Here is a 23,805-nt window from a genome sequence, read left to right on the forward strand (position 1 = left end):
GGTGCTGCCGTACGCGCCACGGCAGCACCCGTGAGGGTCGCCGTACGCGCCACCGCGCCGTACCGGACAGGGTTCTTCCCGTCAGTGTGCGGCCACCGGGGCCGGGGCCGCCGGGCTCGCCTGCTGCTCCGACGGTTCCGGCCCCCGCTTCCTGCCGAGGTGGTTGAAGGCCAGGTTGAGCACGATCGCCACGACGCAACCGGTGGAGATCCCGGAGTCCAGCACGACGAGCAGATCCTTCGGGAACGCGTGGTAGAAGTCCGGCGCGGCGATCGGGATCAGCCCGACGCCCACGGCCGCCGCCACGATCAGCGTGTTCTCGCCCTTCTCCAGCGCGGCGGTCGCCAGCGTCTGGATGCCACTCGCGGCGACCGAACCGAAGAGCACGATGCCCGCGCCCCCGAGGACGGGCAGCGGGACGAGCGCGATGACGGACGCGGCAACGGGGACCAGCCCGAGCACGATCAGGATGCCGCCGCCCGCGGCCACCACGAAGCGGCTGCGGACCTTGGTCATCGCGACCAGTCCGATGTTCTGGGCGAAGGCGCTGCACATGAAGCCGTTGAAGAGCGGGCTGAGGGCGCTGCCCAGGGTGTCGGCGCGCAGACCTCCCTCGATGGTCCGCTCGTCCGCCGGACGGCCCACGATCCGGCCGAGGGCCAGCATGTCCGCGGTGGACTCGGTCATGCAGACCAGCATCACGATGCACATGGAGACGATCGCGGCTGCCTCGAACTGTGGTGCCCCGAAGTGGAACGGTGTCGGGAAGCCGACCGGGTCGGCGTCCTTGATGGCGCCGAAGTCGGTGATGCCGACCGGTATCGCGATCAGCGTGCCGGCGACCAGTCCGAGCAGGATGGCGATCTGCTGGAGGAAGCCGCGCAGCAGTTTGCGCAGGGCGAGCACGATCACCAGCGTGACCGCCGCCATGGTGATGTTGGTCGTCGAACCGTAGTCGGCGGCCCTGGCGTTGCCGCCCTGCGACCAGTTGAAGGCGACCGGCAGCAGCGAGACGCCGATCAGGGTGATCACGGTGCCGGTGACGACGGGCGGGAAGAAGCGGACCAGCTTGCAGAAGTACGGGGCGAGCAGGAAGCCGAGCACCCCGGCGACGATGATCGCGCCGAAGATGACGGCGATCCCGTCGTGCCCGCGGTCCTTTCCGATCGCCACCATCGGGGTGACTCCGGCGAAGGAGACCCCGTTGACGAACGGCAGCCGGGCGCCGATGCGCCAGATGCCGAGCGTCTGGAGCAGGGTGGCCAGACCGGCGGTGAAGAGGCTCGCCCCCATCAGGAAGGCGGTCTCCTTGGGGGTGAGTCCCACTGCGGGGCCCACGATCATGGGCGGGGCCACCACACCCGCGTACATCGCGGCCACGTGCTGGAGGCCGCTGGTGAACATCTTCAGTGGGGGAAGCGTTTCGTCGACCGGGTGTTTCCGGTCGGCCGAGGCCGGTTCGATGAGGGGGTCGAGCGGGGGGTCGGCGTCGGATGCTGCGACTGCGTCGTTGCGAAACCTGGGCGTAGCTGCCACGGCGGTTCCTCCGGTCGGTTACACGTCTGCGGTGACGCGGGTGTCAGGGAGGTGGTGCAAGTGGTGCGTTGGTGCAGGAGGGGCAGGTCGTGCAGCTGGTGCGGCAGCTTTCTTCACCGGTACGGGGGGCGCGTGCATGCGAGCACGCGCCCCCTGCACCGGCTGCCGTGGACCCCGCTCGGGTCCACGGCGGCCGGCCGAGGGCCGTCCCCCTCGGCCGACCGGTATGAGGGGTGCCCCGGAGGATCAGGCTCCGGCGGCGATCTGCGCGAGGCGGCGGGCCTCGTCGCGGGTGGCGCGGGCGATGGCATCCTCGTCCGCGGTGATGAGGTGGTTGTCCTCGACGACCGGCTTGCCGTTGACGAGGGACAGGGTGACGGGGGCCGCGGCGCCGAAGACGAGCGCGGTCACCGGGTCGGCGATGGAGGCGTGGGCGAGGGTGTCCAGCTTCCAGAGCACCAGGTCGGCGAGCTTGCCGGGCTCCAGGGAGCCGATCTGGTCGGCGCGGCCCAGCACCTGGGCGCCACCGTACGTTCCCAGGCGTAGGGCCTGACGGGCGTTCAGTGCCTTTTCCCGGTGGGCGCCGAGGCGGTTGATGAGGAGGGCGTTGCGCAGTTCGGTGTGGAGTTCGCCGGACTCATTGGAGGCGGTGCCGTCGACGCCCAGGCCGACCGGGACACCCGCGGCGAGCATGTCGGGCACCCGGGCGATCCCCGCGGCGAGCCGGGCGTTGGACGAGGGGCAGTGCGCGACGCCGGTTCCGGTGCGGGCGAAGGCGGCGATGTCGGAGTCGTTCATATGGACGCAGTGCGCCATCCAGACGTCCTCGCCGAGCCAGCCGGTCGACTCGAAGTAGTCGGTCGGGCCCATCCCGAACAGCTCGTGGCAGAACTTCTCCTCCTCCACGGTCTCCGAACCATGGGTATGCATGCGCACTCCCTTGCCGCGGGCCAACTCGGCGCCCTGTCGCAAGAGTTCGGTGGAGATGGAGAACGGCGAGCAGGGCGCGGCGGCGACCTGGGTCATCGAGTCGAAGGAGGCGTCGTGGTGTGCGTCGATGGTCGCCTCGGTGCCGGCGAGCGCACCGTCGAGCGTCTCGACGGCGAAGTCCGGCGGCAGCCCGCCGTCCTTCACGCTGCGGTCCATGGAGCCCCGGGCGAGGGTGAACCGTACGCCCATGTCGCGGGCGGCCCCGATGATGGCGCCGGACAGGTCGCCGGAACCCTGCGGGAAGACGTAGTGGTGGTCCATGGCGGTGGTGACACCGCCGCGGGCCATCATGGCGAGGGAGCCCTGCGCGGCGGCGCGGACCATCGGCTCGTCGATGTGCGCCCACGTCGGGTACAACGCGACCAGCCAGTCGAACAGATTGTGGTCGGTGGCCAGACCGCGGGTGATCCACTGGTAGAAGTGGTGGTGGGTGTTGATCAGGCCCGGCGTGACCAGATGTCCGGTGCCGTCGATGCGGCGTACGACGTTCTCCAGGCCCTCGGGTGCCCGGCCCGCACCGATGGACTCGATGCGGTTGCCCGCGACGACGATGTGCCCCGAGGCGTACTCGGTGTCGTCGGCGTCGACGGTCGCGATCGAACAGTTCTCGATGACGATGCGTTCCACGTACTCATGAGCTGCCGATGCTGCCATGGTGCTTCCTTCTCTTTTCCGGCGATGTGGGCACGGCAGGACCCTAGGAGGATTTGAGTGCCACGGCCTGGCGGCCATGGGTGCCGAGATGGTGGAAGAACAGGTTGAGCAGGACCGCGACGAGCGCTCCGGCGCTGATTCCGGAGCCCAGCACGGTCTGTGCCCAGGACGGGAATCCCGCATAGAAGCCGGGTGCGGCGAGCGGGATGATGCCCGCGCCGAGCGCCACGGCGACCAGGATGATGTTGGAGCTGTCGTCGAGACCGGCCTCGGAGAGCGTACGGATGCCGCTCACCGCGATCGAGCCGAACAAGACGATTCCGGCGCCGCCGAGCACGGGCATCGGCACGAGGGAGACGACCGCGCCTAGCACCGGGAAGGCGCCCAGGACCAGCAGCGCTCCGCCCGCCGCCGCGACGACGTAGCGGCTGCGTACCTTCGTCAGGGACACCACGCCGACGTTCTGCGCGAAGGCGCTGGTCGGGAAGGAGCCGAAGACCGGGCCGAGCAGGGTGGCGATGCCGTCGGTGCGCAGTCCGCGGGTGATGGTCCGGCTGTCGGTGCGCCGGTCGCAGATCTCGCCGAGTGCCAGCATCCCTGCGGACGACTCGGTCATCAGGACGAGCATGACGATGCAGAGCGAGAGGATCGCGGCGGGGCGGAACTCCGGGGCACCGAACGCGAAGGGGGTGGGCAGCGCGGCGACCGGCGCGGACCTCAGCGCGGAGAAGTCGGCGAGACCGAACGGGATCGCGGCCAGGGTACCGATCAACAGACCCATCAGCAGGGCGACTTGCTTGAGGAAGCCGCGTCCGAACCGCTGGATCAGCAGAATGACGACGAGAGTGAAGGCGGCCAGCGCGAGGTACTTCATCGCACCGAAGTCGGTGGCGTTCTTGTCGCCGCCCTGGGCCCAGGAGACCGGGACGGGCATGAGGGTGACACCGATCAGGGTGATGACGACACCGGTGACCAACGGCGGGAAGAAGCGCAGCAGCCGGCCGAAGAACGGTCCGACGGCCAGGCAGAAGACTCCGGCGACGAGCACCGCCCCGTAGATCGCGGGGAGTTGGTGGCCCGGCGCACTGGTCTCGGCGATGGCGAGCATCGGGGCGATTCCGGCGGAGGACGCGGCGTTGACGAACGGCAGCCGGTTACCGGCGAAGCCGCCGATGCCGAGGGTCTGCAGGATGGTGGCGCAGCCGGCGATCAGGAGGCTCGCCGCGATCAGCCGGGTCATGCCCGCCGTGTCGAGGCCGACTGCCTGGCCGATGATGAGCGGAGGGGTGACGACACCCGCGTACATGGCGGCGATGTGCTGGAGCGCGGCGGGGACCAGCCGCGAGGGGCGGAGCTTTTCGTCCACCGGATGGACCGAGGTCTGCGGTGGGGTGGGACACGGGCCTTCTGCTTCTGCCGGCCCGAGTGCAGGCTGTGCCATGGAAGTTCCCTCCGGTCCGGCCGGTCCCCGCCCGGCTGTGTGCGGGCGGGGACCGGCTCAGCGCCGCGTCAGAGGTTGGTCATGTCGACCGGGATCTGCGGCTCGATGCCGTCTCGCAGCACGGTGGCCTCGATCAGGCCGTACGGGCGGTCCGCCGCGAAGTAGACCTCGTTGTCGTTCTTGAGCCCGAACGGCTCCAGATCCACGAGGAAGTGGTGGTTGTTCGGCAGTGAGAATCGGATCTCGTCGATCTCGCTGCGGCTGTTGATGACGCGCGAACCCATCTGGTAGAGGGTCTGCTGCAGCGAGAGGGAGTACGTCTCGGCGAAGGCCTGCAGGATGTGCTTCTTGGCCTGCTCGTACGACTTCTCCCAGTTGGGCATCCGGTCGGCGTCGCTGGTCCAGTTGTAGCGCCAGACGGTGGAGACGTCGGTGCACAGGATGCGGTCGTACGCCTCCTTGAGCGTCGTGTACTTGTCCTTGACGTAGCCCCAGAACTCCGAGTTGGTGGAGTTCATGACCGTGAGGTCCTTGAGGCCCGAGATGACCTGCCACTTCTCACCGTCGAAGGTGATCTGCGTGGTGCGCAGTTCCTGACCCTTGCGGGCGAAGGAGTGGTTGACCTCGTCCGAGCCGATGAACCTGGAGTTGTTGTCCGAGGTCGCTATGCGCTCCCAGGAGTACTCCTGGATCCGGATGCGCGCCACCTTGATCGGCTCCTGCGACGTCACAAAATGACGGGCGAGGTGGATGCCGAACTGCTCGGCGGACTCGATGCCGTGCTCCTTGGCGAACGCGAACACCGTGTTCTTGGTGGTGTCCGTCGGCAGGACGTTGGCGTTGGAGCCGGAGTAGTGCACGTCGTGCATGTCGCCGGAGAGGGCGACCGAGACGTTCAGGTCCTTGATGTGGTGGGTGTCGCCGTCCCGCGTGATCCTGACGACGCGGTTCTCTGCTTTGCCGTACTGGTTCTGGCCGAGAATCGTGGGCATGTCTGCTAGCTCCCTCGGTAAACGGAGTAGCCGAACGGGTTGAGCAGCAGCGGTACGTGATAGTGCTCGCCCGGCTCGACGGCGAAAGTGATCGCCACCTCCGGGAAGAACGCACCGCTGTCCCTTACGCGGGGGGCGTCCTGCTGCGCCTCGGCTTGCTTCTTGGAGAAGTACGTCTCGACCTCGAAGTCGAGCCGTACGTGGGTAGTGCCTTCCGGCAGGGCCGGCAGGTCCTTGCAGCGCCCGTCCGCATCGGTCGCGGAGCCACCGAGCGCCACCCACTCGGCTTCGCGGCCCGAGCGGGCCGCGAGCGTGATGGCGACGCCCTCGGCGGGGCGTCCGACGCTGGTGTCCAGAATGTGCGTGGACACCGATGCGGTGGTTTCGGTACTCATCAGTCCTTGTCCTCTTCCACAAGACGGGTCAGCCGGATTCGGTTGATCTTCCCGAGTTCGGTGCGCACGTGTCCGCGCTCCTGCTCGGGCGAGTTCCCGATCCGGGACTTCACCGCGTCGCGCATCTGCTCACCGGTGGCTCCGGTGGCACAGATCAGGAAGACGTGTCCGAACCGTTCCTGGTAGGCCAGGTTCAGTTCGAGCATCTCGGCCTTGAGTTCCTCGGTGGCGCCGGCCATCCCCCGCTGTTCACGGGAGGAGGTCGGGTCTCCGGGCTTCGGGCGGCCGATCGGCGGGTGGCCGGCCATCGCGTCGGCCAGATCCTCCGGGGTCAGTGCGGCCGTGGCGGCGTCACTGGCTGAAAGAAGGGCTTTCGCGGTGGCGTACGGGCGCCGGGAGAGGATCGCTCTCCCCCACGCCGCACTGGCACACACCTCGTGCAAGGCGGTGGTGGCCTTGTCGTCCGCCAGGGTATTGAACCGGGCGAGGCCCGGTGTGGAGCTCGAAGTCACGGGAACCTCCGTGGCTGTTTTCGCTGTGCGTACTTCGCGTCGCGTCGGTCGGGCTGCGGATAGCTAACGCCCTCCGCAACACCACGTCAACACTTTGTTGAAATTACGCGAATACAAAGAGCCGCCGCCCGGTGATCCGGACGACGGCTTCGGCGAGCTTCCACGACCTTCGCTCACCTACGGCCTCAACTACTCGCCTTTGGCGGCATTTTCCCTGTTGAGGTAGTTGTAGACGGTGAAGCGGCTGACCCCGAGCGCACCCGCCACGGTCTCCACACCGTGCCGTACGGAGAAGGCACCGCGTGCCTCCAGGGTCCGCACCACCGACTGTTTGGTCTTGCGGTCGAGCTCGGCGAGCGGCATGCCGAGGCGGCGTTCCATGGCGGCCAGGATGTGGTCGAGCGACTCCGAGAGCTGGGGCAGTCGTACGGCTATGACGTCCTCGCCCTCCCAGGCCAGCACGATGTCGTCGGCCTGCGCCTGCTCGCACCCCAGCAGCTCGGCGCCCATGGCGTCGACGAGCGGCTTGACCGCGGTGACGAGGGGGTGGTCCGCCGGTTCGGTCACTTCGAGTCCTCCCCGATGACGTTGACCTGGAGCGACACCCGGGTGGCACCCGACGCCAGGGCGCTGCGCAGCAGGGCGTCCACCGCGGTGAGTACCTGGTCCGCGCCCCCCTCCGCCGTGTTGCCGAAGGGACCGACGTCCACGGCCTCCAGGTCGGCCGACTGGATGACCTCGCGGGCCACGACCGCATGGGCGGGCGCCTCGTCGAGATCGAAGGGCTCGGTGGTGAACTCCACCCTCAAGCGCACTGTGCCTCCCTCATGCTCTCGCCGCGCCTCCGCGAGGCCACGACTCGGGCCCGACCCTAGCGGACGGGGGCCGGGGCGTCCGGTTGACGATGCGCCCCGGAGGCCACCTGGCGGCCTCTCAACCGCGGGACGGGCCGGTTCCCGGGGACGGCAGGACGCAGACGGCCACCGGGGCGGGGAAGGCGCTACCGGTGCGGGTCAGCCTCCCGTCCTTCGCGCCGACCCGGAAGACCGTCACCGTGCTCGACCTCTGGTTGGCCGCGAAGAGCAGCGCTCCATCGGGCGAGAAGGCGATCTGCCGGGGGAAGTCGCCGCCCACCGGCACGGTGCCGAGCAGTCTCAGCGCGGCCCCGTCGTCCTCGACGGCGTAGCGGGTCAGACTGTTGTGTCCTCGGTTGGCCAGGTAGGCGAACCGGCCGTCGCCGGTGACCAGGAACTGCGCCGGACAGCTGGTACCGGCGCCGGTCCCGGTGGACTGCGGGGCGCCCGGGGACAGGGTGCCGGTGGCCGGGTCGTAGCCACAGACGACGGCGGTGTTGTCGACCTCGCAGGCCAGGTAGGCGTAACGGCCACCCGGATGAAACGTGAGGTGCCGCGGCCCGGCCCCGGGACGCAGGGCCGCGTACGAGACCTCGGCGAGCGTGCCACGCTCCTCGTCCAGCCGGTACGTGTACACGGCGTCGTTGCCGAGGTCCACGGCGAGGATGTGGCCGCCGTCGGGGCTGGTGATGATCTGGTGGGCGTGCGGCCCGTCCTGGCCGGGGCCGGGCGGAGGTGCCGTGTGGGCGACCAGGTCCGTGCGCTCCCCCGGTGAGCCGTCGTCCCCGATGGGGTGCACCGCGACGCTGCCGGAGGTGTAGTTCGCGGTGAGCAGCCACCTTCCCGTGGGGTGGACGGAGAGATGGGTGGGGCCCGCCCCGCCCGTGCCGCGGGTTCCGAGCACCCGATGAGTGCCGTCCGGCGACAGGGCGACGGCCGTCACCCCGCCCCGGTCCTGCTCGTCGACCGCGTAGACGGTGGCTCCCGAGGGATGCATCGCCAGGTAGGAAGGGTTGTCGACGCCGGTGATCACGGGGCCGACGGAGATCGCCCCGGTGGTGGCGTCGTACGAGGCCGTACCGATTCCCCTGCCCCCGCCCTCGGCCGAGGTGTATGTGCCGAGCAGCAGCTTCCGGGCGGCGCGCGAGCGCGAACCGACCGCGGGCGCGGGGTCCGGCGCGGCCCTCGGGGGCCGGGAGGAGCCGGGCGGAGCGGGGGCCACGGACAGGGCGGCACCGGCGATCAGGGCTCCGAGGACGGTGCGCCGGCTGGTGGCGTGGTTCATGCGAGGTACCTCGTGTGGGGGGTCGGCTGCATCGGACGCACCAGCCACCCTGGCCCGCCCCGGACCCCGTCGGCAACCGGCGCAATTCCGGCCTCACCTCGCACAACCCGCACGAAGTCACCCGGCCCGAATTCCGGGCACCCCCTTGACAGCTCTCTCAGCGCCAGGCAATCTTCCGTTACGTAGAAACTAACTTCCGCAATACGGAAGGAGCGCCGAAACCCTCATGGGCTATCCGGACCAGCGCTTCGATGTGAACCTTTCGATCCTCTTCACGGAACTCCCGCTCCTGGAGCGTCCCGCGGCCGCCGCCGCGGCGGGCTTCACGGCGGTCGAGCTGTGGTGGCCCTGGACCGAGACCCCCACCCCGCCGCAGGCCGAGCTCGACGCCCTCAAGAAGGCGCTCGACGACGCGGGCACGCAGTTGGTGGGACTGAACTTCTACGCCGGGCAGCTGCCCGGCCCCGACCGCGGCGCGCTCTCCGTGCCCGGCACGGAGTCGGACCGCTTCCGCGCGAACATCGAGGTGGCGGCCGACTTCGCCGCCTCGGTCGGCTGCAAGGCGCTCAACGCGCTCTACGGCAACCGCGTCGACGGGGTGGACCCGGCCACGCAGGACGAACTCGCCCTGGAGAACCTGGTCGTCGCCGCCCGCGCGGCCGACCGGATCGGGGCGATCCTGCTGATCGAGACCCTCAACAAGCCGGAATCGCCGCGCTACCCCCTGGTCAGCGCGCCCGCCGGCATCGAGGTCGTCGACAAGGTCAACGCGGCGACAGGACTCGGGAACGCAAAGTTCCTGCTCGACCTGTACCACCTGTCCATGAACGGCGAGGACCTCGGCCAGGTCATCACGGCGTACGCCGACAGGACCGGCCACGTCCAGATCGCCGACAACCCGGGGCGCGGCGCGCCCGGCACCGGCTCGCTCCCGCTGGAACAGCTCCTCGATGAGCTGACGAAGGCCGGTTACGACGGCTGGGTCGGCCTGGAGTACAAGCCGGGCGACCGGCCGAGCGCCGAGGCCTTCGAGTGGCTCCCGGCGACCGCGCGGGCCGCCCGCTGAGGGCGGCGAACTCCCCCTCGTACACACGTTTATCGGAAGGCACCCTCATGAGCAACAACCTCCCCAAGGTTGCGTGGATCGGACTCGGCATCATGGGCTCCCCCATGTCCGAGAACCTGATCAAGGCCGGGTACGACGTCACCGGTCACACCCTGGAGCAGGACAAGATCGACCGGCTGGTCGCGGCCGGTGGCACGGGCGCGGGCTCGATCGCCGAGGCGGTCCGGGACGCCGATGTCGTCATCACGATGGTGCCCGCCTCCCCGCAGGTCGAGGCCATCGCCTACGGCCCCGGCGGCATCCTGGAGAACGCGAAGCGCGGGGCGCTGCTGATCGACATGTCGTCGATCACGCCGCAGACCTCCGTGGACCTGGCGAAGAACGCGAAGGACAAGGGGATCCGGGTGCTGGACGCCCCGGTCTCCGGCGGTGAGGCCGGCGCGATCGAGGCCGTGCTGTCGATCATGGTCGGCGGCGACCAGGCCGACTTCGACGCGGCGCAGCCGATCCTCCGGGCGCTCGGCAAGACCATCGTGCTGTGCGGTCCGCACGGCTCCGGTCAGACGGTGAAGGCCGCCAACCAGCTGATCGTCGCGGTCAACATCCAGGCGTGCGCCGAGGCGGTCGTCTTCCTGGAGAAGTCCGGGGTCGACCTCGCCGCCGCGCTGGACGTCCTCAACGGCGGACTGGCCGGCTCGACGGTCCTGACCCGCAAGAAGGACAACTTCCTGAAGCGGGACTTCGCCCCGGGCTTCCGGATCGACCTGCACCACAAGGACATGGGCATCGTCACGGACGCCGCCCGCAACGTCGGCGCCGCGCTGCCCGTCGGCGCCGTCGTCGCCCAGCTCGTCGCCTCGCTGCGCGCCCAGGGCGACGGCGGCCTGGACCACTCGGCGCTGCTGCGCTCGGTCGAGCGCCTGTCGGGTCAGCCGGTCCAGGCCTGACCGGCCGGGCCCGGTAACCACAGACTTCCGGATGGCGTCGGCGCTGACACCTGTCCTGTCGCGCCCAGGCGTCGGCGCCATCCGGAACACCAGACTTCTATTTTCAACAAACTGTTGACGTCGGGTTCGGGGCGTATCTACGCTCCTGGAGCCCCGGACCGTCGCAGTTCAGCAGCTCCCGTACGGAAGGTCGCCCCGACACCATGACGCAGCGTGTTCTTACGACCGAGTCAGGCGCCCCGGTCGCCGACAATCAGAACTCCGCCACCGCCGGCGTCGGTGGCCCGATCCTCCTCCAGGACCAGCACCTCCTGGAGAAGCTGGCGCGCTTCAACCGGGAGCGCATTCCGGAGCGCGTGGTCCACGCCCGCGGTTCCGGCGCGTACGGGTACTTCGAAGTGACCGACGACGTCACGGCCTTCACCCACGCCGACTTCCTCTCCGAGGTCGGCAAGCGCACCGAGACGTTCATCCGCTTCTCGACCGTCGCCGACTCGCTGGGCGGCGCGGACGCGGTGCGCGACCCGCGCGGCTTCGCCCTCAAGTTCTACACGGACGAGGGCAATTACGACCTGGTCGGCAACAACACCCCGGTGTTCTTCATCAAGGACCCCATCAAGTTCCCCGACTTCATCCACTCGCAGAAGCGCGACCCGTTCTCGGGCCGTCAGGAGCCGGACAACGTCTGGGACTTCTGGGCCCACGCCCCCGAGGCCACGCACCAGGTCACCTGGCTGATGGGTGACCGCGGCATCCCCGCCTCGTACCGTCACATGAACGGCTACGGCTCGCACACGTACCAGTGGACGAACGCCGAGGGCGAGGCCTTCTTCGTCAAGTACCACTTCAAGACGAACCAGGGAGTGCGCTCCCTCTCCAGCGAGCAGGCCGCCGAACTCGCGGGCAAGGACGGCAACTCGCACCAGACGGACCTGCTGCAGGCCATCGAGCGCGGGGTGAACCCGTCCTGGACCCTGTACGTGCAGGTCATGCCGGCCGCCGAGGCCGCGGACTACCGGTTCAACCCGTTCGACCTCACCAAGGTGTGGCCGCACGCGGACTACCCGCTGCAGCGGGTGGGCCGGCTGGTCCTAGACCGCAACCCGGACAACGTCTTCGCCGAGGTCGAGCAGGCCGCGTTCTCCCCGAACAACTTCGTGCCCGGCATCGGCCCGTCCCCGGACAAGATGCTCCAGGGCCGGCTGTTCGCCTACGCGGACGCGCACCGCTACCGGCTGGGCGTCAACCACACCCAGCTCCCGGTGAACGCGCCGCGCACCGCGGTCGTCGACAACTACGGCCGGGACGGGCTGCACGCCACGCGCAACGGCACGCGTCACGACAAGAACTACGAGCCCAACTCGTACGCGGGCCCCGCCCAGACCGACGCGGCGCTCTCCGCCCCGCTCGCGATCCACGGCTGGACCGGCACCCACGCGGCGCCCGCCCACACCAAGGACGACGACTTCTTCCAGGCCGGTGAGCTGTACCGGCTGATGTCCGAGGACGAGAAGGGCCGACTGGTCGCCAACATCGCCGGGGGACTGTCCCAGGTGACCCGCGACGACGTGATCGAGAAGAACCTCGCCCACTTCCACGCCGCCGACGCCGACTACGGCAAGCGCGTGGAGGAGGCCGTCCGCGCCCTGCGCGAGGACTGAGCCTGCCACTGAGCCCTGCCCGCGCCGCGTACCTGGATGAGGGGTCTCGTACGGCGCGGGCAGGACGAGGTCGCGGCGGCTGTGCGATGCCAGTGCGGTGGTGAGGGCAGGGGTGCCCCGTCTCCTGACCTGAAGGAGACGAGGTCCTCCGGCCCGATCGCCGCCGCCGCGACCCCTGTTCTTTCGCTTCACCACCCGTGCCAGGGCGCGGAGTACGGATACGGTCCCGTACTCCGCGCCCTTCTTCGCGTTCCGGTCCGCCGGCTCCACGCCCTTCTCCACGCCCCGGCCCCGGACTCCGCGCGCACGTTCACCTCCCGATCCCGGACTGCGCACGCTGGTTCACCTCCCCCGCTTCCCCGGCCCGCCGGTCCCCGCCCGCAGCGGGTTCCGTTCTCGCGCACCGGCCGGCGAGCCGGGTTTCACGCCTGTGGCCCCGGCCCCCGGGACTCGGGGGCGGGGGCCACAGGCGGACCGGCGTGCGGTCAGGAAGCCGCTAGCGGGCGGATCGCGGTCGGGGCGTGGGACGGCTCCGTCGCGATGTCCTCGAACTCGTTGACGGACGCGATGTCCGTGCCGCTCATCGCGATGTTCGTCACGCGCTCCAGGATCGCCTCGACCACCACCGGCACCCGGAACTCCGCGGCCAGCTTCTTCGCTTCCTCGAAGGCCGGGAGCAGCTGGTCCGGCTCGGTGACGCGGATGGCCTTGCAGCCCAGCCCCTCGACGACCTTGACGTGGTCGACGCCGTAGACACCGAGCTCCGGCGAGTTGAGGTTCTCGAACTCCAGGTTGACCTGGAAGTCGATGTCGAAGTTGCGCTGCGCCTGGCGGATCAGCCCCAGGTAGGAGTTGTTCACCAGGACGTGGACGTACGGGATGCGGTGCTGCGCGCCGACGGCCAGCTCCTCCAGCATGAACTGGAAGTCGTAGTCGCCGGAGAGCGCGACGACGGAACCGTCCGGGTCGGCGGTGGCGACGCCCAGCGCGGCCGGGATCGTCCAGCCCAGCGGTCCCGCCTGGCCGCAGTTGATCCAGTGGCGCGGCCGGTAGACGTGCAGCATCTGCGCACCGGCGATCTGGGAGAGGCCGATCGTGGTGACGTACCGGGCCTCGGGGCCGAAGGCCCGGTTCATCTCCTCGTACACCCGCTGCGGCTTCAGCGGCACGTTGTCGAAGTGCGTACGGCGCTGCAGCGTGGCCCGGCGCTCCTGGGTGGACGCGGCCCACTCCGAGCGGTCCTTGAGCTTCCCGGCCGCCTTCAGCTCGCGCGCCACCTCGACGAACAGCTCCAGCGCGGCCTTGGCGTCGGAGGCGATGCCGAGGTCGGGGGCGAAGATCTTGCCGAGCTGGGTGGGCTCGATGTCCACGTGGACGAAGGTGCGGCCCCGGGTGTAGACGTCGAGCTTGCCGGTGTGGCGGTTGGCCCAGCGGTTGCCGATGCCGAGGACGAAGTCGGACTCCAGGAAGTTCGCGTTGCCGTAGCGGTGCGAGGTCTGCAGGCCGACCATGCCCGCGTTCAGTTCGTGGTCGTCGGCGATGATGCCCCAGCCCATCAGGGTCGGGACGACCGGGACTTCGGTCAACTCTGCGAATTCCACGAGGAGTTCGGACGCGTCGGCGTTGATGATGCCGCCGCCCGCGACGAGCAGCGGACGCTCGGAGGCGTTCAGCATCTCCACGGCGCGCTCGATCTGCTTGCGGGTCGCGGCGGGCTTGTGCACCGGCAGCGGCTCGTACAGATCGGGGTCGAACTCGATCTCGGTGAGCTGGACGTCGATGGGCAGGTCGATGAGGACCGGGCCGGGACGGCCGGTGCGCATCAGGTAGAAGGCCTGCTGGAAGACGCCCGGGACCTGGGCGGCTTCGAGGACGGTCGTGGCGGCCTTGGTGACAGGCGCCGCGATCGAGGCGATGTCGACCGCCTGGAAGTCCTCCTTGTGGAGCACGGCGGTCGGGGCCTGGCCGGTGATGCAGAGGATCGGGATGGAGTCGGCGATGGCGGAGTAGAGGCCGGTGATCATGTCGGTGCCGGCCGGTCCCGACGTGCCGATGCAGACACCGATGTTGCCCGCGCGCGCCCGGGTGTAGCCCTCCGCCATGTGGGAGGCACCCTCGACGTGGCGGGCGAGCGTGTGATGAACCCCGCCGGATGCCTTGAGGGCCGCGTAGAAGGGGTTGATCGCCGCGCCCGGCACACCGAACGCGTTACTGACGCCTTCGCGCTTGAGGATCTCAACTGCCGCTCGGGCAGCGGTCATTCGAGGCATTGAGTGCTCCTGCTCGGACCTGGTGGATTCGGGCTCTGTCGCGCCACCTGAGAGCGCCAATTCCGCATTACGGAAATTTGATTCTGTTATACGGAAGTAAATCTAAAGCGCGGCCGGGCGACCGTCAAGAGAGTCCGGGCGGCGGGACCGATGCGCGCAGGTCCGCGAAGTCCGCCAAGTGACTCCCCGGGACCTCGCTCTTGGTGGACCATGGGGGACACGAGCGCAGCCAAGGCCCGTATCGGTCGCCGCCGGCGCGTTCCGGTGTGCCGAGGTGCCCCGTCGCCGGGCGCGCGGGCCGGAGGGAGATCATGGTGGAGTCGGTGCCGGTACGCTGCCCGGCCTGCCGCCGCGACCACACGTACAGCCCGCAGGTCTTCCCCTGCCCGTGCGGTGCGCCGACCTCCCCACCCGTGCTGCGCGGCGCCCCGGTCGCACCGATCACGCACCGCACCTGGATCGACGACTGGGTGACGGTGCGCTGCCGCACCTGTGGGCGCCACGACCAGTGGCCGCAGCCGGAGCTGTGCTGCCCGTGCGGGACGGTGCTGCGGATACCGGTGCGGCCGGCGGCCGAGGGCGACGGCGCCGCCCCCGCCGACCGGTCGCGGCCCGACCGTCCCGCGCACATTCCGCTGCCGCGTACGGCACCGCCGCCCCGGCCGGCGTTCCGGCCCCTGCCGATCCGCACGGCGCACGACGCGATCGAGAGCGCCGCCCGGTATCTGGAGTGGCTGGGCTACGAGGATGTGCTGCGGCCGACGGGCCGTTCCCCGGTGCGGATCGATCTGCGGGCCACCGGGCTGATCGTCCAGGTCGGCACCAGCCCCCTCCCGACCACCCTGCGCGACATCGAGTGCCTCTGGCTGCACGCGCTCACCGCGTCCGTCACCAGCGTGTTCTTCTCACTCGCGGGCTACGCGCAGGACGCCGAGGCGGGCGCGGACGGCCTCGGCATGCCGCTCTTCGTGCTGGACCCCGCGGGAACGCCGCGGCCGGTCAACAGCCCCGCGGACGAACTGAACAGCACCGGCGCCTGAGACCGGCCGGCACCCGGGACACCCGCCCCCATGCGCGGCTCGGTCCGCGCCCTTCCCGGAGCGCCATACTGGCCGTATGCGTATCCGTACCGCCCGCCGCTGCGATCTTCCCCTGCTGCAGGACATCGAGCGCGCCGCCGGTGAACCGTTCCGCGCGCTCGGCATGTCCGCCATCGCGGACGACGACCCTCCGGCGCTCGACCTGCTGGACGACTACCGCCGGGCCGGCCGCGCCTGGGTGGCCGTGGACGCCGGTGACCGCCCGGTCGGCTATCTGATCGCCGACCCGGTCGACGGCGCGGCCCACATCGAGCAGGTGTCCGTCCACCCGTCCGCGGCACGACGTGGTCTGGGCGGCACGCTCATCGACCACCTCGCCGGGTGGGCCGCCGCCCGGCGCATGGACGCGCTCACACTCACGACCTTCTCCCACGTCCCGTGGAACGCCCCGTATTACACCCGGCTCGGCTTCCGTCTGCTCAGGGAGGCCGAACTCACCGACGGGCTGCGGAAGATCAGGGCGGAGGAGGCCGAACACGGCCTGGACCGCTGGCCCAGGGTCTGCATGCGGCGCGAGATCCCGCGCGCCGCGCACGCGCCGCTCCGCAGCGGAACCGACCGGCAACAGTGAGTGCAATCGGTCACGTTCGGGCCCGGGGGCCACAAATGTTCGGTCGGTTGTCGGTGGCGGGCCTTAAGGTGGGTGACATGGCTTTAACTCCACGGCACATGCCACCCACCGACCCGTCGCGCACCACCCGACCGGTGTCCCCGTCCGCCGCCCAGGCGAACGAGGCGATACGGGCATTGGTCGACGCGCGAGCCGGCGAGGACTGGTCCTCCGTGGAGTCCGCCGCCTACGAGGTACTGTTGATCGAATGGGCGGCCGCGACCCGGGGTGTCGCCGGCGACATCATCGAGGCCGCCTGACGACACCGCGGGGGGATCTCCGCCCGCATGCCCCGGTCCTGGGGCCTGTCGTTCGCGTCAGGCCGGGCTCGGGTGCCCCTCGCTCATCCGTCCCGATCCGGACGGTGGGCCCTGGCGGCCGTGGGCCTCCCGCAGTTCGATCTTCCGGACCTTCCCGCTGACCGTCATCGGGAAGGCCTCCAGGATCTGCAGGCGGCGCGGGATCTTGTAGTGCGCCAACTGCCCGCGGCAGTAGTCCCTCACCTCCTCCAGGGTCGGCGGATCCGCCGGGTCCCTCGGGATGACGCAGGCCAGGACCTCCTCACCGTACGTGTCGTCCGGTACGCCCACCACCTGCACATCCGCGACCTTCGGGTGCCGGTGGAGGAACTCCTCGACCTCCCTCGGATACACGTTCTCGCCACCGCGGATGATCATGTCCTTGATCCGGCCGACGATCTGTACATAACCGTCCTCCCGCATCACGGCGAGATCCCCGGTGTGCATCCAGCGGCCCGCGTCGATCGCCTCCGCCGTGCGCTCGGGCTGCTCCCAGTAACCGAGCATCACGCTGTAGCCGCGGGTGCAGAGTTCGCCCGCCGCGCCGCGCTCCAGGGTCACGCCGGTCGCCGGGTCGACGACCTTGACCTCCAGGTGCGGCATGACGCGGCCGACGGTGCCGGTGCGGCGCTCCAGATCGTCGTCCCGACGGGTCTGGGTGGAGACCGGTGAGGTCTCCGTCATGCCGTAACAGATGGACACCTCGTCCATGTGCATCTCGGCGACGACCCGCTTCATCACCTCGACCGGGCACGGCGATCCGGCCATGATGCCGGTGCGCAGCGAGGTGAGGTCGTAGGAGGCGAAGCCGGGCAGGTTCAGCTCCGCGATGAACATGGTGGGGACGCCGTACAGCGAGGTGCAGCGCTCCCGCTGAACGGCTTCGAGCACGGCGGCTGCCTCGAACGCCGGGGCCGGGATCACGATGCAGGCACCGTGCGAGGTGATGCCGAGATTGCCCATGACCATGCCGAAGCAGTGGTAGAAGGGGACGGGCAGACAGACCCGGTCCTGTTCGGTGTAGGCGACCAGCTCCCCCACGAAGTAGCCGTTGTTGAGGATGTTGTGGTGGGAGAGCGTGGCGCCCTTCGGGAAGCCGGTGGTGCCGGAGGTGTACTGGATGTTGATCGGGTCGCCGCAGGACAACTCCGCTTCCCTGGCGGCGAGTTGTTCGACAGTGACCGCATCCGCCTTGGCCAGCAGCTCGCCCCAGGTCGGGTCGCCGATGTAGTGCACGGCGCGCAGGGCCGGGCAGTCGGCACGGACCTGCCCGACCAGGGCGCGGTAGTCACTGGTGCGGTGCGAGAGCGAGGCGACCAGGAGCGAGATCCCGGCCTGCTTCAGGACGTACTCCAGCTCGTGCGCCCGGTAGGCCGGGTTGATGTTGACCATCACGGCTCCGACGCGGGCGGTGGCGTACTGCACCAGCACCCACTCGGGGCAGTTGACCGCCCATATTCCGACCCGGTCGCCCTTGGCCACCCCCGACGCCATCAGCGCACGGGCCAGCTCGTCGACCGCCGCGCCGAATCCGGCGTACGTCCAACGCCGCCCGGACGCCACGTCGACGAGCGCCTCACGCTCGCCGAACGCCTCGACGGCGCGGTCGAGATTGCGTCCGATGGTGTCGTCGAGCAGCGCCGTGGTCCCGGTGCCATACGCATAGGACAGCTCGCTCATCGCAGATCCCCCTCGTCGTACTCGGTGCCGGTGCCGCGGGCCGTGCGCTCGCGCAGCTCGACGCGGCGGATCTTGCCGGATACGGTCTTGGGCAGCTCGGCGAACTCCAGCCGACGGATCCGCTTGTACGGGGCGAGGACCGCTCGGGAGTGCTCGAACAGCACCTTCGCCGTGTCGGGTCCGGGCTCCCAGCCCTCCGCGAGCACGACGTACGCCTTCGGCACCGCGAGCCGTACCGGATCGGGGGCCGGGACCACCGCGGCCTCGGCCACCGCCTCGTGCTCCAGCAGGGCGCTCTCCAGCTCGAACGGCGAGATCTTGTAGTCGGACGCCTTGAAGACGTCGTCCGCCCGGCCGACGTAGGTGATGTAGCCGTCCTCGTCGCGGGAGCCGATGTCACCGGTGCGGTAGTAGCCGCCCGCCATGACCTCGGCGGTCCGGTCCGGCTCGCCGTGGTACCCGGTCATCAGACCCACCGGACGCACGGACAGATCGAGGGAGATCTCGCCCTCGGCCGCGCCCGGCTCGCCGGTGACCGGATCGAGGAGCTCGACCCTGAAACCGGGGCTGGGCCGTCCCATCGAACCGGCCTTCAGCAGCTGACCGGGGGTGTTGGCGACCTGGACCGCGGTCTCGGTCTGGCCGAAGCCGTCCCGGATGGTGACGCCCCAGGTGCGCCGCACCGTCTCGATGACCTCCGGGTTCAGCGGCTCCCCGGCCGCGACGACCTCGCGCGGCGGGGTCTTCAGCTGGGAGAGGTCGGCCTGGATCAGCATCCGCCAGACCGTGGGCGGGGCACAGAAGCTGGTGACGCCCGAGCGGTCCATCTCGGCCATCAGCCGGCCCGCGTCGAAGCGGGTGTAGTTGAAGATGAAGACGGTCGCCTCGGCGCTCCAGGGCGCGAAGAGGTTGGACCAGGCGTGCTTGGCCCAGCCGGGCGAGGAGATGTTGAGGTGGACGTCCCCGGGCTTGAGGCCGATCCAGTACATCGTCGACAAGTGACCCACGGGGTAGGAGACATGGGTGTGCTCGACGAGCTTGGGGCTGGCGGTCGTACCGGAGGTGAAGTACAGCATCAGCGGCTCGTCGGCGTCCGTCTCGCGGTCCGCCTCGAAGGTCTCCGGCCGCTCGTCGGCACCGGTGTACGACAGCCAGCCGGGCACGGCCGCGCCGACGGCGATCCGGGTGTAGTCGCCGGGCACTTCCGTGAACTTGGCGGTGTCGGTGTCCCGTACCAGAACGTGCCGGACCCGGCCGCGCTCCACCCGGTCGCGCAGATCGACCGGGCCGAGGAGGGGGGTGGCGGGGATGACGACGGCGCGCAGCTTCATCGCGGCGAGGGCAGTCTCCCACAGCTCGACCTGATTGCCGAGCATGACGAGGATCCGGTCCCCGGCCCGTACCCCCTGGGCGCGCAGCCAGTTCGCGGCCTGGTTGGAGCGGGCGGACATCCGCGCGAAGGACACCTCGGTGCGGCCGCCGTCCTCCTCCACGATGTGCAGGGCGGTGCGGTCGTTGTTCTCGGCGATGGCGTCGAACCAGTCGAGCGCCCAGTTGAAGTGCTCCGTCCGCGGCCAGCGGAAGCCCTCGTAGGCGGCGTGGTAGTCCTCGCGGTGCCGCAGCAGAAAGTCCCGGGCGGCCCGGAACGTCTCCGTCGCGCTGGTTGCCGACATGTGCCCTCCTCATTGCGTACCGGACCGGTCGCTTAACATCATGTAAACAGTGACCGAGGTCTCACCACCCCCGAACGGGGGTGCGGCCGGACGGGTGCTGAGGATCCCGGCCCGGCCGAGGTTTTCAGGGCGTGCCCGGGAAGCTGCCGGGCCTCGGGAGCCGGGCAGAAAGGCGTCAGCGTGCCGGAATCCGTCGATGCGGTGGAGATGCAAGCGGCGTTGCTGCGGCTGCGCCGGACCAGCGGGGTGCCCGTGGCCTTCGGCGGGCTGCTCTCGGACGCCCGGCATGCCCGGATCGCCGAGCTGAACGGGGCGCAGACCGGCGCCCTGCGTGGGCTCGTCATCTCGGCGGGCAGTGGGCTGGGCGGCAAGTCGATCGCCCTGTCCCGGCCGTGTGCGGTGACCGACTACCGCTCCTCGCGCCACATCAGCCACGAGTACGACATGGCGGTCGCGGCGGAGGGCCTGCGCTCGGTGGTGGCGGTGCCCGTCGTCGTGCGGCGCAGGGTGCGCGGCGTGCTGTACGGGGCGCTGCGCGAGCCGGTCACGCTCGGGGACCGTACGTTCGACGCGGCGGTCGCCGCCGCCCGTGATGTGGAGCAGGCCCTGGTCGTACGCGACGAGGTGCAGCAGCTTCTGGCCGTGACGCGGGAGCAGGTCACGGACCCGAGGGCCGCGCCGGGTGCCTGGGAGGACGTCCGCGAGGCCCATCGCGAACTGCGCGCGCTGGTCCCGAAGGTGATGGACCCGGCATTGCGCGACGAGTTGCTCGCGGTGTGCGGGCGGCTCGCCTCGGCGGCCGGGGCCCGTGTGCCGAAACCCTGCGACGTGCACCTGGCACCGCGCGAGGTGGACGTGCTGGCGTGCGTGGCGGCGGGGACGACGAACGCGGTGGCGGCGGAGCGGCTGGGGCTGCGGCCCGAGACCGTGAAGGGGTATCTGCGTTCGGCGATGCGCAAGTTGGGGGCGCACACCCGGCTGGAAGCGGTGGTGGCGGCGCGGCGCGCGGGGCTGCTGCCGTAGGGCGCGGGTGCGCGGGGCCGGACCGCGGCCGTCGCTCCACGGGTCGCGCATCGGTCGCCGCTCACGGCCCGAAGTCGATGAACGTCGCAAACCGGATGTCGTATCCGTTCGCTGTGGTGACCGCGTCCGTCCCGGCCCTCGTCATGGTGGAGAGCATCCGTACGGCCTCCTCGGTGACGGCGTCGCGATCGGCCCGGCTCAGCCTGCCGAGCGGCTGCACGGTGAGGGCCGCCGCCCGGCCGGAACCGGAACGCACCCCGGAACCGGGCCGGGACCCGGACCCGTCGCCGAGCCGCCAGATCGCCGCGAGGAATCCGTCGACCAGCACCGTGCCGTACGCCTGGTTGCCGTTCCCGTTGCGCCCCCGATACCGCGGCGGGATCACGCGCGAACGGTCCGCGTGGCCGAGCAGTACATTGTCGAACTCGGGCAGGAAGCGCGGCGGGGCGGGGGTGTCCTCGTCGGGGCGCGGGGCGTCCGGCAGGTCGAAGAGCTCGACGCCGTTCTCGTCCCGGAAGGTGATGAGCCGTGGCCGCAGCCGTTCGAGGACCTCGCGCATCCGGGTCAGTCCGGACCACGCCTGCAGGTCCCGGACGGAGGCGGGCCCGAAGGCGCCGAGGTAGCGCAGCACGGTGGCACCGGGTGCGGGCACCGGGCCGGACGGGCTGCCGAGCCAGTGCTCGGCGGTGGTCAGCGCGATCCCTCCGCTCCTGCCCCACACCCCGCGCGGGGTGACCTGGACCAGCGGCAGCAGACAGCGGGCGGCCACGCCCAGGGACTGCGCGTCGGCGTCGGGCCACTCGGCGAGCAGTGCCTCGCGGATCTCCCGGGGGGTACGGGGCCGTTCCTCGACGAACTTCCTGACGATCGTGGTGAGCCGGTCCGGGTCCACTCCGACGAGCCCCTCGCGGAACGTCCTGAGCTCCCGGTCGCGCGCCGCCTGGACGAGCGGGCGCAGGGTGAGCGCGTCGGCGGCGGTGTGCAGGTGGATGGTGGAGCGCAGGGTGACGATGCGCACCACCTCGCGGGACTCCATCAGCCCGGCGAGCTCGGCCGGGTCGAATCCGTCGAGGCGGGCGAGGAGCTGGTAGTAGGGCGGCTTGGTGTTCTGCGCCTGGAGACCGACGAGATGCTCGACGGCGCCCTTCGCGGACATCGTGGTCCGGCGCGGCAGCAGCTGGCGTTCCAGCGTGGCGCGGCCCAGCGCGCGCGGGGAGAGCACGGCGGGCGCGGCGGGGTCCTTCTTCGCTGACATGAACGGCACGCTACGCGGACTCGCGGACACCTTCGGTCCGCATGGCCGCCCGGACCCGAGCAGTGCGCCCCGCCATGCCGCCGGACCGCAGGACCCCAAATCGCGGGCCCTCCGCCCGCATCATGGGTGGGTGATCAGTGTCCTGTTCGCTGTCCTGACTGCGTTCAGCAACGGCGCGGCCTCCGTCCTCCAGCGCCGCGCCGCCCGCACCGTCCCCGACAGCGAGGCGATGCGTCTGGCGCTGATCGGGCATCTGCTGCGGCGGCGGGTGTGGCTCGCCGGGATCGGCCTGGTGATCGTCGCGGCCGTCTGCCAGGCCGTGGCGCTGGCCACCGGTCCGATCGCCGTGGTCCAGCCGATCTTCGTGATCGAACTGCCGGCCACGCTGCTGATGGCCGGGTTCGTCATGCGGGTCCGGCTGCCCCGGTCGATCTGGTACGCGGTGGTGGCGGTGACCCTGGGGCTGGCCCTGGGCATGGCCTCAGCGGCACCGGGCGGCGGCGCCACGTCCGTGCACGGCGCGGTCTGGGTGCCCGCACTCATTCTGACCGGCATCTTCGAGGCCGTGCTGATCGGCGCGGCCCTGAGCACGCGCGGCAACCCCCGGGGCGCACTGCTCGGCCTCGCGGCGGCATGCGGGTACGCGCTCACGGCCGCGCTCATGAAGGACGCCATGGCGCGGCTCGAAGGGGGCGGCGGAGCGGCGGCGCTCTTCACGTCGTGGCAGCTGTACGCCACCGCGGCGGCCGGGGTGGGCTCGCTGTTCCTCCTCCAGAACGCGCTCCAAGCCGGCATGCTGGTCGCCGTCCAGCCGCCGCTGACCCTCGGCGACGCGCTGATCAGCGTCCTGTACGGGGTGACGCTGTTCGGCGAGGAGCTGCGCACCGGGTGGTGGGTGCTGCCCGAACTGGTCGCGGTCGCTCTGATCACGGTGGGCTGCATCGAACTGGCCCGCTCCCCGCTGGCGTCCGGGACCGCGCCGCCGCCCGAGCGCAGGCTCGGATGAGCCCGGCCGATTACCGGGATCGGGTCGCGCGGTCCGACCGCACGGGGCTATTCTCCGGTCAAGCCATGTGTGGCGAGGGGCGAGGGGCCCGGTTCTTCCTTGGGGGTTGGTGTGGTTTCCGGTCGCGTGGTGCGGTTCGACAGCGCACGGGGATATGGCTTCATCGCACCCGATCACGGCGGTGAGGATGTGTTCCTCCATGTCAACGACATGCTGATCCCCGAGTCCTATGTGCGCACGGGCACGGCGGTCGATTTCGAGATCGAGGACGGTGACCGGGGGCTGAAGGCGTCGTCCGTCCGGCTAGCCGAGGGGCCCGACGGGAGGCCGCTGACTCCCCCGCGGCCCGCCGCGGCCGGCATCGCCGGATCCGCGGACGACGACACGCTGTGCGACGTGCTCAGCGCGGCCGAGTACACGAGGGAGGTCACCGATGTCCTGCTGGAGTCGGCACCTTCACTGACGGGCGCTCAGATCCTCCAGATCCGGGGCGGGTTGCTGCAGTTCGCCAAGAACCACGGCTGGACCGAGGGCTGACGGCGCGCACCGCACGAGC

22 protein-coding genes are annotated in these 23,805 nt (G+C 70.4%); 9 read left to right on the forward strand and 13 right to left on the reverse strand.

All coding sequences use genetic code 11. The annotated features are described in order from the left end of the window. Positions 1-81 precede the first annotated feature (81 nt). From ABZ826_RS24640 to ABZ826_RS24680, 9 genes are all read right to left on the reverse strand, one after another. On the reverse strand, positions 82-1,464 hold the full coding sequence (locus tag ABZ826_RS24640) for a nucleobase:cation symporter-2 family protein (protein ID WP_361452244.1): 1,383 nt from the start codon (positions 1,462-1,464) through the stop codon (positions 82-84). A 318-nt stretch (positions 1,465-1,782) separates the two neighbouring features. Then, positions 1,783-3,180 (reverse strand): 8-oxoguanine deaminase, encoded by a 1,398-nt coding sequence (locus tag ABZ826_RS24645; RefSeq protein WP_361452169.1) that lies wholly within the window; start codon positions 3,178-3,180, stop codon positions 1,783-1,785. A gap of 43 nt (positions 3,181-3,223) precedes the next feature. Next, positions 3,224-4,621 carry a nucleobase:cation symporter-2 family protein gene (locus tag ABZ826_RS24650; RefSeq protein WP_361452172.1) on the reverse strand — a complete coding sequence of 466 codons (1,398 nt, stop codon included), beginning with the start codon at positions 4,619-4,621 and terminating at the stop codon, positions 3,224-3,226. A gap of 68 nt (positions 4,622-4,689) precedes the next feature. Beyond that, on the reverse strand, positions 4,690-5,613 hold the full coding sequence (gene pucL / locus ABZ826_RS24655) for a factor-independent urate hydroxylase (RefSeq protein WP_361452175.1): 924 nt from the start codon (positions 5,611-5,613) through the stop codon (positions 4,690-4,692). Positions 5,614-5,618: 5 nt separating this feature from the next. Further along, positions 5,619-6,008, reverse strand: a complete 390-nt coding sequence (gene uraH / locus ABZ826_RS24660) for a hydroxyisourate hydrolase (RefSeq protein WP_361452178.1) — start codon at positions 6,006-6,008, stop codon at positions 5,619-5,621. Next, positions 6,008-6,520: a 2-oxo-4-hydroxy-4-carboxy-5-ureidoimidazoline decarboxylase gene (gene uraD, locus ABZ826_RS24665; protein ID WP_361452181.1), complete on the reverse strand. Its 513-nt coding sequence runs from the start codon at positions 6,518-6,520 to the stop codon at positions 6,008-6,010. The genes uraH and uraD overlap by 1 nt, the downstream gene beginning before the upstream one ends. Before the next feature lie 189 nt (positions 6,521-6,709). Further along, positions 6,710-7,087, reverse strand: coding sequence for a helix-turn-helix domain-containing protein (locus tag ABZ826_RS24670; RefSeq protein WP_361452184.1), 378 nt, complete (start codon positions 7,085-7,087; stop codon positions 6,710-6,712). Then, positions 7,084-7,335: a hypothetical protein gene (locus ABZ826_RS24675; protein WP_361452187.1), complete on the reverse strand. Its 252-nt coding sequence runs from the start codon at positions 7,333-7,335 to the stop codon at positions 7,084-7,086. Before ABZ826_RS24675 ends, ABZ826_RS24670 begins: the two co-directional genes overlap by 4 nt. Before the next feature lie 118 nt (positions 7,336-7,453). Further along, positions 7,454-8,659 carry a lactonase family protein gene (locus tag ABZ826_RS24680; RefSeq protein WP_361452190.1) on the reverse strand — a complete coding sequence of 402 codons (1,206 nt, stop codon included), beginning with the start codon at positions 8,657-8,659 and terminating at the stop codon, positions 7,454-7,456. A gap of 226 nt (positions 8,660-8,885) precedes the next feature. Between ABZ826_RS24680 and ABZ826_RS24685 the strand changes: the two genes are divergently transcribed. From ABZ826_RS24685 to ABZ826_RS24695, 3 genes are all read left to right on the forward strand, one after another. Then, a complete protein-coding gene (locus ABZ826_RS24685) occupies positions 8,886-9,725 on the forward strand; it encodes a TIM barrel protein (protein WP_361452193.1) in 840 nt (279 codons plus the stop codon). A gap of 47 nt (positions 9,726-9,772) precedes the next feature. Beyond that, the gene (locus ABZ826_RS24690; RefSeq protein WP_361452196.1) at positions 9,773-10,672 is read left to right on the forward strand and encodes a 2-hydroxy-3-oxopropionate reductase; all 900 of its coding nucleotides are present in this window, start codon (positions 9,773-9,775) and stop codon (positions 10,670-10,672) included. Positions 10,673-10,875: 203 nt separating this feature from the next. Continuing rightward, positions 10,876-12,333, forward strand: a complete 1,458-nt coding sequence (locus ABZ826_RS24695) for a catalase (RefSeq protein WP_361452199.1) — start codon at positions 10,876-10,878, stop codon at positions 12,331-12,333. Between the two features lie 485 nt (positions 12,334-12,818). Here the strand turns inward: ABZ826_RS24695 and gcl are convergent, their stop codons facing one another. Continuing rightward, positions 12,819-14,594 carry a glyoxylate carboligase gene (gene gcl, locus ABZ826_RS24700; RefSeq protein ID WP_361452202.1) on the reverse strand — a complete coding sequence of 592 codons (1,776 nt, stop codon included), beginning with the start codon at positions 14,592-14,594 and terminating at the stop codon, positions 12,819-12,821. A 323-nt stretch (positions 14,595-14,917) separates the two neighbouring features. Here gcl and ABZ826_RS24705 point away from each other — a divergent pair, with 323 nt between their 5' ends. The 3 genes from ABZ826_RS24705 (at position 14,918) to ABZ826_RS24715 (ending at position 16,573) form a co-directional block, all read left to right on the forward strand. Next, positions 14,918-15,643, forward strand: a complete 726-nt coding sequence (locus ABZ826_RS24705) for a hypothetical protein (protein WP_361452247.1) — start codon at positions 14,918-14,920, stop codon at positions 15,641-15,643. Positions 15,644-15,719: 76 nt separating this feature from the next. Then, on the forward strand, positions 15,720-16,274 hold the full coding sequence (locus ABZ826_RS24710) for a GNAT family N-acetyltransferase (RefSeq protein ID WP_361452205.1): 555 nt from the start codon (positions 15,720-15,722) through the stop codon (positions 16,272-16,274). 77 nt (positions 16,275-16,351) lie between these two features. Beyond that, positions 16,352-16,573, forward strand: a complete 222-nt coding sequence (locus ABZ826_RS24715) for a hypothetical protein (protein ID WP_361452208.1) — start codon at positions 16,352-16,354, stop codon at positions 16,571-16,573. Between the two features lie 57 nt (positions 16,574-16,630). On the opposite strand, the gene ABZ826_RS24720 is transcribed toward ABZ826_RS24715, so the two are convergent. Further along, positions 16,631-18,292, reverse strand: coding sequence for an AMP-binding protein (locus ABZ826_RS24720; RefSeq protein ID WP_361452211.1), 1,662 nt, complete (start codon positions 18,290-18,292; stop codon positions 16,631-16,633). Further along, on the reverse strand, positions 18,289-19,965 hold the full coding sequence (locus ABZ826_RS24725) for an AMP-binding protein (RefSeq protein ID WP_361452214.1): 1,677 nt from the start codon (positions 19,963-19,965) through the stop codon (positions 18,289-18,291). Before ABZ826_RS24725 ends, ABZ826_RS24720 begins: the two co-directional genes overlap by 4 nt. A gap of 180 nt (positions 19,966-20,145) precedes the next feature. Here ABZ826_RS24725 and ABZ826_RS24730 point away from each other — a divergent pair, with 180 nt between their 5' ends. Then, positions 20,146-20,988, forward strand: coding sequence for a LuxR C-terminal-related transcriptional regulator (locus ABZ826_RS24730; protein WP_361452217.1), 843 nt, complete (start codon positions 20,146-20,148; stop codon positions 20,986-20,988). A gap of 61 nt (positions 20,989-21,049) precedes the next feature. Here ABZ826_RS24730 and ABZ826_RS24735 read toward each other — a convergent pair whose 3' ends face one another. Continuing rightward, the gene (locus ABZ826_RS24735; protein WP_361452220.1) at positions 21,050-22,243 is read right to left on the reverse strand and encodes a winged helix DNA-binding domain-containing protein; all 1,194 of its coding nucleotides are present in this window, start codon (positions 22,241-22,243) and stop codon (positions 21,050-21,052) included. Between the two features lie 130 nt (positions 22,244-22,373). Between ABZ826_RS24735 and ABZ826_RS24740 the strand changes: the two genes are divergently transcribed. Together ABZ826_RS24740 and ABZ826_RS24745 are read left to right on the forward strand one after the other, a co-directional pair. Further along, the gene (locus ABZ826_RS24740; RefSeq protein ID WP_361452223.1) at positions 22,374-23,249 is read left to right on the forward strand and encodes a DMT family transporter; all 876 of its coding nucleotides are present in this window, start codon (positions 22,374-22,376) and stop codon (positions 23,247-23,249) included. A gap of 111 nt (positions 23,250-23,360) precedes the next feature. Beyond that, a complete protein-coding gene (locus tag ABZ826_RS24745; protein ID WP_361452226.1) occupies positions 23,361-23,786 on the forward strand; it encodes a cold shock domain-containing protein in 426 nt (141 codons plus the stop codon). Positions 23,787-23,805: the final 19 nt, after the last annotated feature.

The sequence above is a fragment of the Streptomyces sp. NPDC047515 genome, from assembly GCF_040643055.1.
Classification (GTDB): domain Bacteria; phylum Actinomycetota; class Actinomycetes; order Streptomycetales; family Streptomycetaceae; genus Streptomyces.

What these genes read in the sequence shown, in the direction of transcription:
- ABZ826_RS24650 (WP_361452172.1), bottom strand. Translation starts at nt 4,621, where the DNA reads ATGGCACAGCCTGCACTCGGGCCGGCAGAAGCAGAAGGCCCGTGTCCC.
- ABZ826_RS24680 (WP_361452190.1), bottom strand. Translation starts at nt 8,659, where the DNA reads ATGAACCACGCCACCAGCCGGCGCACCGTCCTCGGAGCCCTGATCGCC.
- ABZ826_RS24690 (WP_361452196.1), top strand. Translation starts at nt 9,773, where the DNA reads ATGAGCAACAACCTCCCCAAGGTTGCGTGGATCGGACTCGGCATCATG.
- ABZ826_RS24720 (WP_361452211.1), bottom strand. Translation starts at nt 18,292, where the DNA reads ATGAGCGAGCTGTCCTATGCGTATGGCACCGGGACCACGGCGCTGCTC.
- pucL (WP_361452175.1), bottom strand. Translation starts at nt 5,613, where the DNA reads ATGCCCACGATTCTCGGCCAGAACCAGTACGGCAAAGCAGAGAACCGC.
- ABZ826_RS24645 (WP_361452169.1), bottom strand. Translation starts at nt 3,180, where the DNA reads ATGGCAGCATCGGCAGCTCATGAGTACGTGGAACGCATCGTCATCGAG.
- ABZ826_RS24695 (WP_361452199.1), top strand. Translation starts at nt 10,876, where the DNA reads ATGACGCAGCGTGTTCTTACGACCGAGTCAGGCGCCCCGGTCGCCGAC.
- ABZ826_RS24715 (WP_361452208.1), top strand. Translation starts at nt 16,352, where the DNA reads ATGGCTTTAACTCCACGGCACATGCCACCCACCGACCCGTCGCGCACC.
- gcl (WP_361452202.1), bottom strand. Translation starts at nt 14,594, where the DNA reads ATGACCGCTGCCCGAGCGGCAGTTGAGATCCTCAAGCGCGAAGGCGTC.
- ABZ826_RS24710 (WP_361452205.1), top strand. Translation starts at nt 15,720, where the DNA reads ATGCGTATCCGTACCGCCCGCCGCTGCGATCTTCCCCTGCTGCAGGAC.
- ABZ826_RS24735 (WP_361452220.1), bottom strand. Translation starts at nt 22,243, where the DNA reads ATGTCAGCGAAGAAGGACCCCGCCGCGCCCGCCGTGCTCTCCCCGCGC.
- ABZ826_RS24725 (WP_361452214.1), bottom strand. Translation starts at nt 19,965, where the DNA reads ATGTCGGCAACCAGCGCGACGGAGACGTTCCGGGCCGCCCGGGACTTT.
- uraH (WP_361452178.1), bottom strand. Translation starts at nt 6,008, where the DNA reads ATGAGTACCGAAACCACCGCATCGGTGTCCACGCACATTCTGGACACC.
- ABZ826_RS24685 (WP_361452193.1), top strand. Translation starts at nt 8,886, where the DNA reads ATGGGCTATCCGGACCAGCGCTTCGATGTGAACCTTTCGATCCTCTTC.